The following is a 12,465-nucleotide window of genomic DNA, read 5'->3' as shown; positions in this document are numbered from 1 at the left end:
GTAATGCAAGTAGCACTATGGCACAGGTAACAGGTAGGTTGTTCAGTAAAGTGCCCCGCACCCGAGCCCTATCTGTGTGTGTCTGATAAGGAGACCCATGACTGAGCAGACAGCAGCGAAGCTGCACTATCAGGACCACGATCTTGATCTCCCCGTGGAGAATGCCGTCGAAGGCAACGACGGTCTCGCCATCGGACCACTGCTGAAGACCACCGGTGCCGTCACCTACGACCCCGGGTTCATGAACACCGCCAACGCCAAGTCCGCGATCACCTACATCGACGGTGACGAGGGCATCCTGCGCTACCGCGGCTACCCGATCGAGCAGCTCGCGGAGAACTCCACCTTCCTGGAGGTCTCCTACCTGCTGATCCACGGAGACCTGCCCACTGCGGAGCAGCTGGCCGACTTCGACAGCGTCACCCGCCGGCACACCTTGCTGCACGAGGAGCTGAAGGACTTCTTCTCCGGCTTCCCCCGTGACGCCCACCCGATGCCGGTGCTCTCTTCGGCGGTCTCCGCGCTGTCCACCTACTACCCGGACTCGCTGGATCCCTTCGACGCCGAGCAGGTCGAGCGCTCCACCTACCGTCTGCTGGCCAAGGTTCCGACCATCGCTGCCTACGCCTACAAGAAGTCCGTGGGCCAGCCGATGCTCTACCCGGACAACAACCTCTCCATCACGGAGAACTTCCTGCGCGGCTGCTTCGGCGTGCCCGCCGAGCAGTACGAGATCGATCCGGAGGTCGCCCGCGCGCTCGACGTGCTGCTGATCCTGCATGCCGATCACGAGCAGAACTGCTCCACCTCCACCGTGCGCCTGGTGGGCTCCTCCCAGGCGAACATGTTCGCTTCGATCTCCGCAGGCATCAACGCGCTCTACGGCCCCGCACACGGTGGTGCCAACGAGGCCGTGCTGAAGATGCTGCGCCAGATCCAGGGCGGCGACGTCACTCCTGAGGCCTTCATGGAGAAGGTCAAGAACAAGGAGGAGGGCGTGCGCCTGATGGGCTTCGGCCACCGGGTCTACAAGAACTATGATCCGCGTGCGCGTGTGGTGAAGGGCCTGGCCGATAAGCTGCTGACCAAGCTGGGCGGCAACGACGAGCTCTTCGAGATCGCGCAGCGCCTGGAGCAGAAGGCTCTGGAGGACGACTACTTCATCGAGCGCAAGCTCTACCCGAACGTCGACTTCTACACCGGCCTGATCTACAAGGCCATGGGCTTCCCGGAGAAGATGTTCACCCCGCTCTTCGCCCTGGGCCGTCTGCCCGGCTGGATCGCCCAGTGGCGCGAGATGGTCAACGACCCTGCCACCAAGATCGGCCGCCCGCGCCAGATCTACATCGGCGAGGGCCAGCGCGACTACCCGGCGTGATCTCTCACTGATCTCCGCCTCGGCGTCTTTGTAGGCCGCGGCAGATGCAGAAGGGCCCGCCCCGCTCGTCGTGAGCGGGGCGGGCCCTTCTGTGTGTCGGGGCGTTGTTCATGGGGGAAGGGCTCGGCGTCGGGACCTCAGTCCTCGTCGCGGTCGAAGCCCAGGCGGACAGTGCCGTCCTCGGCGGTGGAGCCCTGCTGCCAGGCGGCGGCGTCACGGTCCCACGTGTGGGCGCCGACATCGATGTTCTGGAGGCCGTAGTCGCGGGCCATCGCCAGCGACCAGTGGGCGAACAGCCAGTCCAGATCCTGCTGACTCTGCCCTTCCTCGGCAGCATCACGGTCCGGGACAGTGATCACGACGCCGTCCTCGGCCACCTCCACGGCCTGTTCCTCGAGCAGGGTGGGGAAGCTGGAGATGAGCGCCTCGGCGTAGCCCTGCGGGTCGGCGTCGGGAACATCGCGCTGAGCGAGCTCACAGCTCAGGTCCATCGGCTGCTGGCCGGTCAGCGGCGTGGTGAAGGCGCGGGCCAGGTCCTCGTGCTGTGGGTAGAAGCTGGCGTTATGCGGGCGGTCCAGCACCTCGGCGGACTCCTCCAGATCCAGCTCCGGGCTCCACCCCTCGGTCTCCTCCAGGGCGGAGAAGAAGTCCTCGGCCGTGGTGGGAGCTCCGTGGCTCGCTCCGTCGGAGCTCCACTGGGGGCCGCTGCGGGCGAAATACTCGGGTGCCGGATCGGCCGGCTCGTCCTGCTCAGCTGAGGCTTCTGTGGACTCGTCGGCTGCGGCCTGGTCCTCGGCGGGGAGGTCGCGGGCGGTCAGATCACTCTCCTGGAGGGAGATCGCCACGGCGTCCACCGCAGCCTCCGGATCCAGGCCGCGGTCCGCGGCGGCGGCGCTGAGGTCAGCGGCTGTGCGGGTCTGCTCCGGAGTCAGGGTGAAGGTGTCCCCGCCCAGTGAGACCGAGCATCCTTCCTCCAGGAGGTACTCGTTCTCATCGATGAAGCGCCAGGCCCCGTAGCCTGTCCCGGCCACGACTGCGGCGCCGACGCCGAGGGCCACGAGGGCCCGACGCCGTCGCCTGCGCCGGGCCGTCTCGCGGGTCACCACCACGCGGCGGTCGTCTCTGCGGGCTGCCATGGACGGGTGGGTCAGTTCTTATGCAGAGCTTCGTTGAGCTCCACCTTCTGACCCTTGCGGGGCTTGGCCAGGACAGCACCGGTGGTGGAGTCGCGCACGAACAGCAGCTCCGGAACCCCGGAGAGCTGGGAGGCCTTGACCACGGCGGTGACGGTGCGGTCGTCGTCGAGCACAGAGACCTTGGTGCCCGCGGTGACGTAGAGGCCGGCCTCCACCAGGCAGTCATCGCCCAGCGAGATGCCCACACCGGCGTTGGCGCCCAGCAGGACCCGCTCGCCCAGGGTGATCTTCTCCTTGCCGCCGCCGGAGAGGGTGCCCATGATGGAGGCCCCGCCGCCGACGTCGGTGCCGTCGCCGACGACCACACCGGCCGAGATGCGGCCCTCCACCATGGAGGTGCCCAGAGTCCCGGCGTTGAAGTTCACGAAGCCTTCGTGCATGACCGTGGTGCCTTCGGCGAGGTGGGCGCCCAGGCGGACGCGGTCGGCGTCGCCGATGCGCACGCCCTTCGGGGTCACGTAGTCGACCAGGCGCGGGAACTTATCGATGCTGTAGACCGTGACATGGCCGCGGCTGCGCAGCTTCAGGCGCGTGGTCTCGAAGTTCTCCACGGCGCAGGGGCCGAAGTTGGTCCACACCACGTTGGTCAGGTGGCCGAAGATGCCGTCGAGGTTGATGGTCCGGGGCTGGACCAGGCGGTGGGAGAGCAGGTGGAGGCGCAGCCACACGTCCTCGGTGCTGGCGGCCTCCTCATCCAGGTTCGCCTCCACGGAGACCACCTTGGTGCTCACACCGCGGTCGGCGTCCTCGCCGGTGGCGGCTTCGAGGTCGGCCAGGATGTCCTCGCCGATGTTCGCACTCAGCGGGGTGAGCGCGGGGGCTGGGAACCAGGTGTCCAGAACGGTTCCATCAGCGGTGACAGTGGCAAGTCCGTGGCCGGAGGCGATCCGGGATGCGTTCTCAGTGCTCATAGGTCCCATCCTATAAGGCCTGACCTCGCCTCGTGCCGGTTAGGCTGGGGCCATGTCACCTGATGCTCCCCAGCTTGACCTGGCCGGCGATCCCGCGCTGCTGACCGAGCAGCTGATCGCCTGCTATTCCGTCTCCGGCGAGGAGGCTGTACTGGCCGACGCCGTTGAGCACGCCCTGGGTGCCCTCGGCCCCCTGACCATCCACCGTGACGGCGATGCGGTCATCGCCCGCACCGAGACCGGCGCCGACCAGCGAGTCGTGCTGGCCGGTCACCTGGACACCGTCCCGTTGCCCAGTGCCGAAGGCTCCCGCGGCACGGTCCCGCCTACGTGGGAGGTCCACGACGGTGAGGACTTCCTCTACGGGCGCGGCGCGGTGGACATGAAGGCAGGAGTCGCTCTTCAGCTGAAGCTGGCCGCCGACCTCGCCCAGGCCGTCAGCGCCGGGCAGAGGCTGGAGCGGGATGTCACCTGGGTCTTCTATGACCACGAGGAGGTCGAGGCCTCCAAATCTGGGCTGGGTCGGGTGGTGCGCACTTCTCCCGAGCTGCTGGAAGCTGATTTCGCGGTCCTGCTGGAGCCCACCGACGGCCTGGTGGAGGGCGGCTGCAACGGCACCTGCCGCCTCCGGGTGACCATCCCCGGCGTCGCCGCGCATTCGGGCCGGGCCTGGATGGGGCAGAACGCCATCCACCGGGCCGCCTCGGTCCTCGCCGCCTTGGAGGCCTACGAACCCCAGACGGTGGATGTGGACGGGCTGGCCTACCGCGAGGGGCTCAACGCCGTATCCATCACCGGTGGGATCGCCGGCAACGTCATTCCGGATGAGTGCGTGCTGGAGATCAACTACCGCTTCGCCCCGGACAAGACCGAGGAGCAGGCCCACGAACATGTCCGCGAGGTGCTCCGCAGTGCGGGCGTGAGTGACGAGCAGACCGAGATCACCGACTCCTCACCGGGGGCCCGCCCGGGGCTGGATCATCCGGCCGCCCAGGACTTCCTGCGCGCCGTCGGCGGAGACCCCATGCCGAAGTACGGCTGGACCGATGTGGCCCGGTTCTCCGCGCTGGGGGTGCCCGCGGTGAACTTCTCCGCCGGCAGCCCTCTGCTGGCCCACACCGATGACGAGCACGTCTCTGCCGGGCAGATCCGTGACTGCTACATCGCGCTGCACCGGTGGCTGGTTAGGGTGGGCCCATGATCACAACGAAGACAGCACTGGTCACCGGAGGCTCCCGCGGCATCGGCCGCGCAGTGGCCCTGGACCTGGCCCGAGACCATCACCTGCTGATCGGGGGCACCGACGCCGACCGCGTGGATGCGGTCATCGCGGAGATCCAGGCCGCCGGCGGCACCGCGCAGCCGTTCCTCGCCGATCTTGCCGACGCCGAGGCGCTGGCAGCGGCCTGGGGGCAGGCCGGCGTCGAACAGCTGGATGTGGTGGTGCATTCGGCCGGTCTGGCCTGGATGCGTCCGGTGGCGGAGGCGCCGCTGGCCGAATGGCGGACGATGTTCGAGCTCAACGTCTTCGCCGTGGCTGAGCTGACTCGACTGACCCTGCCGGCCCTGCGGGCCGCCCGCGGGCAGGTCGTGGCCATCAACTCCGGCTCCGGCTATCACTCCGCTGCCGGAGGGGCTCTCTACTCCGGATCTAAGTTTGCGCTGCGGGCCTTCACCGATGCCCTGCGGGCTGAGGAGAGAGGCACCGTCCGGGTCACCAGCATCCACCCGGGCCGTGTGGACACCGATATGCAGGTGGCCCTGCAGGAGTCGAAGGGCAACACCGACTACGACGGCGCCCGCTACATCGCCCCGGAGTCGGTGGCCGCTACTGTGCGCACGGCAGTGGACATGCCCGAGGCCTCCATGGTCGAGGAGCTGTCGATCCGCCCGGTCAACGGCTGATGGTCAGCGGCAGGTGGGGCTGACGCCGGGTGTGTCGAATTCCCGGGAACTGCGCTCCTCAGAGACGGATTTCCAGGAATTCAACACATCTGGCAGACTTGGTGCGCCCCAGAACGGGAAACGGCAGGGGAGGCGGCAGGATTTTTGCCTGTGAGAGTTCTCCTGATAAACTTTTCTGGTCGCAATCCTCCATAGCTCAACGGCAGAGCACTCGACTGTTAATCGAGGGGTTGCTGGTTCGAATCCAGCTGGGGGAGCAGAGCTGAGACCCTCACCCCTTCGGGGGTGGGGGTCTTTTCTATGGCACAGCGGACAGAGAGAGGCGTTCCTATGAGTTCATCCACCACACAGGCTCAGGACATCGCGCGGCTGATCATCAGCTGCCCGGATCAGCCAGGGATCGTCGCCGCCGTCACCGACCTGATCTCGGAGTTGGGCGGCAACATCATCAGCCTCGACCAGTACTCCACCGGCGTCGAAGGCGGCCGCTTCTTCCAGCGCACCGTCTTCCATCTGCCCAGCCTCGTGGCGGCCAAGCCGCAGGTCGAGGCTGTCATCGAGGAGAAGCTGGCTCAGCGCTTCGACATGGACTGGTCGCTGACCGAGGCCGATAAGCCCAAGCGGGTGGCGATCTTCGCCTCCAAGACCGATCACTGCCTGCTGGACCTGCTGTGGCGCCACCGCCGCGGGGAGCTTCCCATGGAGATCGCCATGGTGGTCTCCAACCACCCTGACCTGGCGGAGGACGTGCGCACCTTCGGCATCCCGTTCGTCCACGTCCCTGTGGTCGACGGCGACAAGGCCGCCGCCGAGGCCCAGCACCTGGAGCTTCTGCGGGGCAACGTGGACTTCGTGGTCCTGGCCCGGTACATGCAGATCATCTCCGAGGACTTCCTGGAGAAGGTGGGTGTGCCGATCATCAACATCCACCACAGCTTCCTGCCTGCCTTCATCGGCGCAGGCCCGTATCAGAAGGCCAAGGACCGCGGAGTGAAGCTCATCGGTGCCACGGCTCACTACGTCACCAAGGACTTGGACGAGGGCCCGATCATCGAGCAGGACGTCATCCGCGTCTCCCATGCCGACGACGTCGCGCAGCTGACCCGCTACGGGGCCGATGTCGAACGTTCGGTGCTCTCCCGCGCGGTGAAATGGCACTGCGAGGACCGTGTTCTGAGGAACGGAAACACAACGATCGTCTTTTAGACTAAGGTTCCCCTTCCTGTACCGTAGTGGGGATGACTCAGCGCAGACCACGTACCCAGCATCTGCTCACTGTGATCCGCCGCGAGCAGATCAGACCCCACATGGTGCGCCTGATCCTCGGGGGAGACGGCTTCGAGGGCATCGAGTTCCGCGACCACCAGGCAGAGAGCTCAGGGGAGCGTACGCCGTGCACTGATCAGTACATCAAGCTGCTCTTCGCCGACCCCGCGCTGGGCTTGCAGCGGCCCTATGACATGGAGGCTCTGCGCGAGGAGCTGCCGGTGGAGCAGATGCCGGTCACCCGCACCTACACTATCCGTCACGTGGACCGGCAGCTGCGGCAGATCTGGGTGGACTTCGTCACCCATGGAGATCAGGGCTTGGCCGGGCCCTGGGCAGAGAACGCCCAGCCCGGGGACACGATCAGCTTCTTCGGCCCCGGCGCCGGGTACACCCCGCGCAGCGACGCCGACTTCCACCTCCTCGCCGGCGACGAGGCCGCGCTGCCGGCCATCGCCGCGGCCCTGGAGAACATGGAGCCGCAGGCGCGCGGACTCGCCGTGCTCGAGGTCCACGACGCCGCCGAGGAGCTTCCGCTGAACCCTCCGGCCGGCGTCGAGGTGGTCTGGCTCCATCGCGGGGGAGACTTCACCCCTGAGGCCACACAGCTGGCCGACTACCTGCGCACTGCCGAGCTCCCCGACGCCGAGGAGAACGACATCCAGGTCTTCATCCACGGTGAGCGCGAACAGATGAAACTGATCCGTCGCGCCCTGGTGGAGGAGCGGGGTCTGCCGCGCAAGGGGATGTCCCTCTCGGCCTACTGGGCCTACGGCCGGGCAGAGGACGAGTTCCAGGCCGAGAAGAAGACACCTGTCGGCCAGATCGACCCAGCCTGAGTCAGACCGACCCGGCCTGAGCCAGATCGCCCCAGAGCGCTGGTTCAGCCTCCGGTGACTCCGGAGCTGGTGCCCACCACCAGGGCGGTGATCAGGAAGCCCACCAGGACCATCACGGTGATCGCGGCACAGGGTCCGGCGTACCGCCGGAAGCCGGTCAGCCGCTGCTCCTGCCGGTCCCGCATCGTGCCCGAGAGCAGCAGGAACAGGTCCACGATGGTCCAGGCGGTGACCACCCCCATGAACACCAGCGAGGCGTTGACGTAGCCGAGAGCCACGCACACAGCGGCGCAGCCGAAGAGCAGCGACTTGGTCACCGCGGTCGGGATCAGGCCGAGATAGTAGCGGTGCGTCCCGAGGGGCCCCAGCACGAGCGCCGCCGCCCAGGCGATGAGGAACTTCCGCGGGGACTCCGGCTCAGCCTCGAAGGCGGCCTGGTCCTCCTCGGTGAAGGTGTTGGCGTAGAAGTCGTCGTCGAGGTCAAAGCTGGCGGTCACATCTTCCATGCTACGTCTGGATCCTGAAGGCGTCCCAGTCTCAGTTCCGGCGCCATCGGCGGCACTGCTCAGCGGGACTGTGTGACGTCGTATGACGCACGCCTGCCGGCCGTCGCCGCAGTCCTCTACGATTCTTGGGCCGCATTTTCTCCGCGGATCCCCGCCACGAGGAGCTGAACCTGATACGGCGACCAACCCCTCCACGATCGATCCGTCGATCTTCACGCCTGCACCCACCTGCGTGGTGCCCCCGACGCCGGATCCTGCCGCCCCGCCACAGCGCGGCAGGATCGGCATCTTCCTGCTGCTCGCAGCCGGGCTGCTGACCTGGATCTTCTTCTCCAACACGGCGCAGGCCGATGCGAACCAGGGCCTCTACTTCGGGGTGCTCTTCGTCCTCGGCCTGGGCTTGGGGGTGGCGCTGTTCCAATCGCGGTTCGGATTCACCTCCGCCTGGCGTCAGCTGATGGCTGTGGGCAACGGCCACGGGCTGCGCAACCACGCGCTGCTGCTGGGCACCACCGCCACGATCTTCATGCTGCTCTTCACCACCGGCCGGGGAGGATTCGGCAACGAGGCCACGCCGTCGGCCGGGACCATCGGCGTCGGCCTCTTCGTCGGGGCCTTCATCTTCGCCGTGGGCATGCATCTGGGCGGCGGCTGCGCCTCCGGCACGCTCTTCGCGGTGGGGTCGGGCAACTCCACTGTGATGCCCACGCTCGTCGGCTTTGTCGCAGGGTCGGTCATCTACACCTCTCGGCTGTTCTTCCCGCTGGTCTCCGACCTTCCGGGCCTGGAGCCGGTGCTGCTCTCAGACCATGTCGGCCACGTGGGCGGCTGGGGCATCACCATCCTGGCGCTGCTGGTCATCGTGGCCGTCTCCCGGGCGGTCCAGGCCCGCCGCAACCCGCCGCCGACCGGTGCTCCGCCGAGCGCATCCGGCTGGCTACGGGCCATCCGCGGCTCCTGGCCCATGTGGGTCGGCGCCCTGGTGCTGGCCGTGCTCGGCGGCGCCGTCATGTGGGCCTCAGGCGGCATCTGGGGCGTGACGAACGCCTTCGCCGTGTGGGGCGCGAAGATCCCGCAGCTCGTGGGCCTGCAGCCGGAGAGCTGGGAGTTCTGGCAGCAGGACAATTGGGCCGAGATGCTCGAGGGCTCGGTCCTGTCCCACAAGAACTCGCTGACCAACATCGGCATCATGGTCGGTGCCGCCATCGCCGCGGCCGCCGGCGGCGCCTGGGCCTTCTCACGGAAGATCGACTGGAGGAACGCCGGCATCGCGTTCTGCGGCGGCGTCCTGATGGGCATCGGCGCGCGGCTGGCCGAGGGCTGCAACATCGGCGCCTACCTGGGCGGGATCTCCTCCGGATCGGTCTCGGGCTGGCTGTGGGCCGTGGCCGCGCTGGTGGGCACGTGGGCCGGGCTGAGGCTCAGGACCTGGCTGGGGATGGTCAATCCCAAGCCCACCGATTCGGTCTGCTGAGGGCTGACCTCGAAGAAGGATGCGCCCATGCCTTCCCTCAGAGGCCGGTGGTGGTAGTTTGGAAGCACCCATACCAGCAGCTCCCGTCACGATGGAGGCACGACCTGTGGCCCAGCATGCCGCGCCGAGCAAGGACAACACTCCGAAGACTTCGTTGTTCGACGTCCTCAAGGTTCTCCTGAGGCTCGGCCCCAAGCAGATCAATGACGAGATCCAGCTGGCCATCGGCCAGATGAAGACCAAAGGCATCGCGGCCGGAATCGCCGCGGCCCTGATGGTCGTCGGGCTGGTGTTCGTCACGTTCCTCGTGGTGGCTCTGATCATCGCCGCCGTCGCAGCCTTCGCCCTGATCTTCGAGCTCTGGGCCGCCGCGCTGATCGTGGCCGGGATCTTCCTGGTCATCGCGCTGGTCTTCGCGCTGGTGGGTTATCTGCGGCTGAAGAAGGCCATGCCGTTCATCCCGGAGGACGCCCTGCGCGGCCTGCGGCTGGACCTGGGCGTGGCCAAGCAGGGCAGCGGCTTCGACCCCAAGGAGCTCGACCGCCAGGACGCGGAGAAGCGCCGCCAGAAGGAAGAGGCCAAGCGCGCCAAGGCCGAGGAGAAGAAGCAGCCCGGCGGGGGAGAGCCCACTGCGCCCACTTACCGCGAGCTGCTGCGCCGCACTGCTCTGCGCCGCGACCACATCGGTTCTCTGCAGGACCAGGTCCGTGCCCGCAGCAACAAGGAGTCGCTGAAGCAGGAGATGCGCGACGCCGTCTCCGGAGTCACCGGCAAGGTGCGTTCGGCTTCGAAGGACGGCGCGCCCGCTCAGCCTGCGGCGAAGCCCGCTCCCGGGGCGGCGTCGAGCGTTGCCGCCCCGACTGGCTCTGCCGCGCCGACGGCCGATGATTCTCAGGTGGGCGAGTTCGTCTCCGCCCGATGGAAGCCCCTGGCCGTGCTGGGCGCCTCCACCGCAGCAGGCGCTGTGTTCCTGCGCGAACTCACCAAGAAATAGACTCTCCCGCGTGAAGATCATCGGTGCCGGAGCCCGCGAGGGCTTCGAGTACACTGTGCGCGCCACGTTCTGGACGGTGCCCAATGTGGTGACCGTCTGCCGGTTCCTGCTGGTACCCGTCTTCGTCGTGCTGGTGGCCCAGGGCAGCTACCTGACGGCCTTCTGGGTGTTGGCCGTACTGGGATCCACCGACTGGGTGGATGGCTTCATCGCCCGCCGCTTCGACCAGATGAGCACCGTGGGCACGTGGCTGGACCCGCTGACCGACCGGCTCTCGCTGACCATCGTCACCCTGACCCTGGTGGTCTTCGGCATCGCACCGACGTGGGTCGTGCTGGCAGTGGTCATCCCGGACGTCGTCCTGTTCCTCAACGCTGTTCTGCTCTTCCGCGGATCCCCGGAGCTGCCGGTCTCGCTGCTCGGGAAGTTCCGCACGGCAGGGCTGCTGGTGGGCGCGCCGCTGATCCTGCTGGCGCAGATCCCCGGACTGAGCGGTACCATTCTTGTCCATATCGCAGAGGCGATCCTGGCGGCCGGCTGTCTGATGCACATCGTGGCCTCAGCGGACTACCTGGTCCAGGCCCATGCCAAGGCCCGCCGGTTCCGCCGTGCGGGCATCGCTCCGCGCAGCCGGAACCAGTGGTCGCAGAAGGACGAACCCCCACCTCGAGATCAGATCCAGATGGAGGACGACAGGCGTACATGGTGACTTCCCAGCAGAAGCTGCGCATCCTCATCGCCGCTGACACCTACCCGCCTGACGTCAACGGAGCGGCCGTCTTCTGCCAGCGGCTCGCCCAGCACATGACAGCCCGAGGCCATGAGGTCCACGTGGCGGCGGCGCGCAACGAGTCCGGTCCGGACACTGTTCAGCACACCGAAGAGGCCACCGTTCATCGGTTCCGCTCCTTCAAGGCCCCCACCCATGAGTACTACCGGCTGTGTCTGCCGTGGCTGGTGAACCCTGCGATGTCTCGACTGGTGGAGGGGATCCAGCCGGATGTGGTCCATGTCCAGTGCCACTACATGATCGGCAAGGCGGCCATCCTCGCGGCGGAGGAGCGGCGGATCCGCACTGTGGCGACCAACCATTTCATGCCGGAGAACCTGGATCCGTTCCTGCCGTTCCCGCAGTGGTTCAGGAACATCGTCCACCGGAACTCCTGGCGGGACATGTCCCGGCTGATGGGCAAGGCCGCCGTGGTCACCACGCCCACTCCGCTGGCTGCGCGGACGATGGAGGAGAAGGCCGGCTTCGAGCACGTGCTGCCGCTCTCCAACGGGATCGACGTGGAGCACTACCAGCCGCGTCCCGGCGAGCAGATCGAGAAGCATCAGCGCCCCACCGTGCTGTTCGTCGGCCGACTGGCTGTGGAGAAGCACGTGGACCTGCTCATCGACGCGATCGCCCAGACCGATCCGGCCCTGGACATCGGCCTGGAGATCCTCGGCGACGGCGAACAGCGTGACCGGCTGAGCCAGCAGGTCCAGGACCTGGGGCTGGAGGAGAGGGTCCATCTGCGCGGCTACGTGGGCGAGGACGAGCTGCGTCGGGCCTATATGCGCGCCGATGTCTTCTGCCAGCCGGGCACTGCCGAGCTGCAGTCGTTGGTCTCCCTGGAGGCCATGTCGGCCGGGACCCCGGTGGTGCTGGCCGATGCCTTGGCCCTGCCGCATCTGGTGGATCCGGGCCGCAACGGCTTTCTGTTCGCTCCGGGGGATGCCGCGGATCTGGCCGAGAAGCTCACTCAGGTGGTCACCCAGAGCCCCCAGCGCCGGGAGGCGATGGGCCTGCACAGTCTGAAGAAGGCCACCCGGCATAGCATCCTGCAGACGATGAGTGCCTTCGAAGACCTCTACCGAGGGGCCGAGTGGGTGGACACCAAGCAGTATGATCAGGAGTCCTCCGAGGACTGAGTCGCCGCTGACCGTCCGGGCGCTCAGGCTCGGATAGGATGGACGACGCTGAACGCTGCCGCTGCGGCGGCGGGGATCG

General features: G+C 67.3%; 12 protein-coding genes and 1 tRNA gene. 10 read left to right on the top strand and 3 right to left on the bottom strand.

Translation table 11 applies throughout. The annotated features are described in order from the left end of the window. The first annotated feature begins 97 nt into the window (after window positions 1-97). A complete protein-coding gene (locus JOF45_RS08170) occupies window positions 98-1,378 on the top strand; it encodes a citrate synthase (protein WP_210048994.1) in 1,281 nt (426 codons plus the stop codon). 137 nt (window positions 1,379-1,515) lie between these two features. Here the strand turns inward: JOF45_RS08170 and JOF45_RS08165 are convergent, their stop codons facing one another. Both JOF45_RS08165 and dapD read right to left on the bottom strand, forming a co-directional pair. Then, a complete protein-coding gene (locus JOF45_RS08165) occupies window positions 1,516-2,514 on the bottom strand; it encodes a hypothetical protein (protein WP_210048993.1) in 999 nt (332 codons plus the stop codon). Between the two features lie 11 nt (window positions 2,515-2,525). Next, the gene (gene dapD / locus JOF45_RS08160) at window positions 2,526-3,485 is read right to left on the bottom strand and encodes a 2,3,4,5-tetrahydropyridine-2,6-dicarboxylate N-succinyltransferase (protein ID WP_245324179.1); all 960 of its coding nucleotides are present in this window, start codon (window positions 3,483-3,485) and stop codon (window positions 2,526-2,528) included. A gap of 52 nt (window positions 3,486-3,537) precedes the next feature. Between dapD and dapE the strand changes: the two genes are divergently transcribed. The 5 genes from dapE (at window position 3,538) to JOF45_RS08135 (ending at window position 7,495) form a co-directional block, all read left to right on the top strand. Next, a complete protein-coding gene (dapE, locus tag JOF45_RS08155) occupies window positions 3,538-4,686 on the top strand; it encodes a succinyl-diaminopimelate desuccinylase (protein WP_210048991.1) in 1,149 nt (382 codons plus the stop codon). Continuing rightward, entirely contained in the window at window positions 4,683-5,390 is a 708-nt protein-coding gene (locus tag JOF45_RS08150) for an SDR family oxidoreductase (protein ID WP_210048990.1), read from the top strand. The genes dapE and JOF45_RS08150 overlap by 4 nt, the downstream gene beginning before the upstream one ends. 185 nt (window positions 5,391-5,575) lie before the next feature. Beyond that, window positions 5,576-5,647: transfer RNA gene (locus tag JOF45_RS08145), tRNA-Asn, on the top strand. Between the two features lie 73 nt (window positions 5,648-5,720). Next, window positions 5,721-6,596 carry a formyltetrahydrofolate deformylase gene (purU, locus tag JOF45_RS08140; protein ID WP_210048989.1) on the top strand — a complete coding sequence of 292 codons (876 nt, stop codon included), beginning with the start codon at window positions 5,721-5,723 and terminating at the stop codon, window positions 6,594-6,596. A 32-nt stretch (window positions 6,597-6,628) separates the two neighbouring features. After that, the gene (locus JOF45_RS08135) at window positions 6,629-7,495 is read left to right on the top strand and encodes a siderophore-interacting protein (RefSeq protein ID WP_210048988.1); all 867 of its coding nucleotides are present in this window, start codon (window positions 6,629-6,631) and stop codon (window positions 7,493-7,495) included. Between the two features lie 44 nt (window positions 7,496-7,539). On the opposite strand, the gene JOF45_RS08130 is transcribed toward JOF45_RS08135, so the two are convergent. Then, window positions 7,540-8,001, bottom strand: a complete 462-nt coding sequence (locus JOF45_RS08130) for an NINE protein (RefSeq protein WP_210048986.1) — start codon at window positions 7,999-8,001, stop codon at window positions 7,540-7,542. A 232-nt stretch (window positions 8,002-8,233) separates the two neighbouring features. Here JOF45_RS08130 and JOF45_RS08125 point away from each other — a divergent pair, with 232 nt between their 5' ends. The 4 genes from JOF45_RS08125 (at window position 8,234) to JOF45_RS08110 (ending at window position 12,386) form a co-directional block, all read left to right on the top strand. Then, a complete protein-coding gene (locus JOF45_RS08125) occupies window positions 8,234-9,475 on the top strand; it encodes a YeeE/YedE family protein (protein WP_210048984.1) in 1,242 nt (413 codons plus the stop codon). A gap of 91 nt (window positions 9,476-9,566) precedes the next feature. Further along, entirely contained in the window at window positions 9,567-10,469 is a 903-nt protein-coding gene (locus JOF45_RS08120) for a phage holin family protein (protein ID WP_210048982.1), read from the top strand. A gap of 10 nt (window positions 10,470-10,479) precedes the next feature. Further along, window positions 10,480-11,178, top strand: a complete 699-nt coding sequence (locus JOF45_RS08115) for a CDP-alcohol phosphatidyltransferase family protein (protein WP_210048980.1) — start codon at window positions 10,480-10,482, stop codon at window positions 11,176-11,178. Then, complete coding sequence (locus JOF45_RS08110) at window positions 11,172-12,386, top strand: glycosyltransferase (RefSeq protein ID WP_210048979.1); 1,215 nt, start codon at window positions 11,172-11,174, stop codon at window positions 12,384-12,386. The genes JOF45_RS08115 and JOF45_RS08110 overlap by 7 nt, the downstream gene beginning before the upstream one ends. Window positions 12,387-12,465 lie beyond the last annotated feature (79 nt).

The sequence above is a fragment of the Nesterenkonia lacusekhoensis genome (assembly GCF_017876395.1).
GTDB classification, from domain to species: Bacteria; Actinomycetota; Actinomycetes; order Actinomycetales; family Micrococcaceae; genus Nesterenkonia; species Nesterenkonia lacusekhoensis.
Note: the sequence above shows the minus strand (reverse complement) of the source record. Positions and strands in the feature narration are given on the sequence as shown.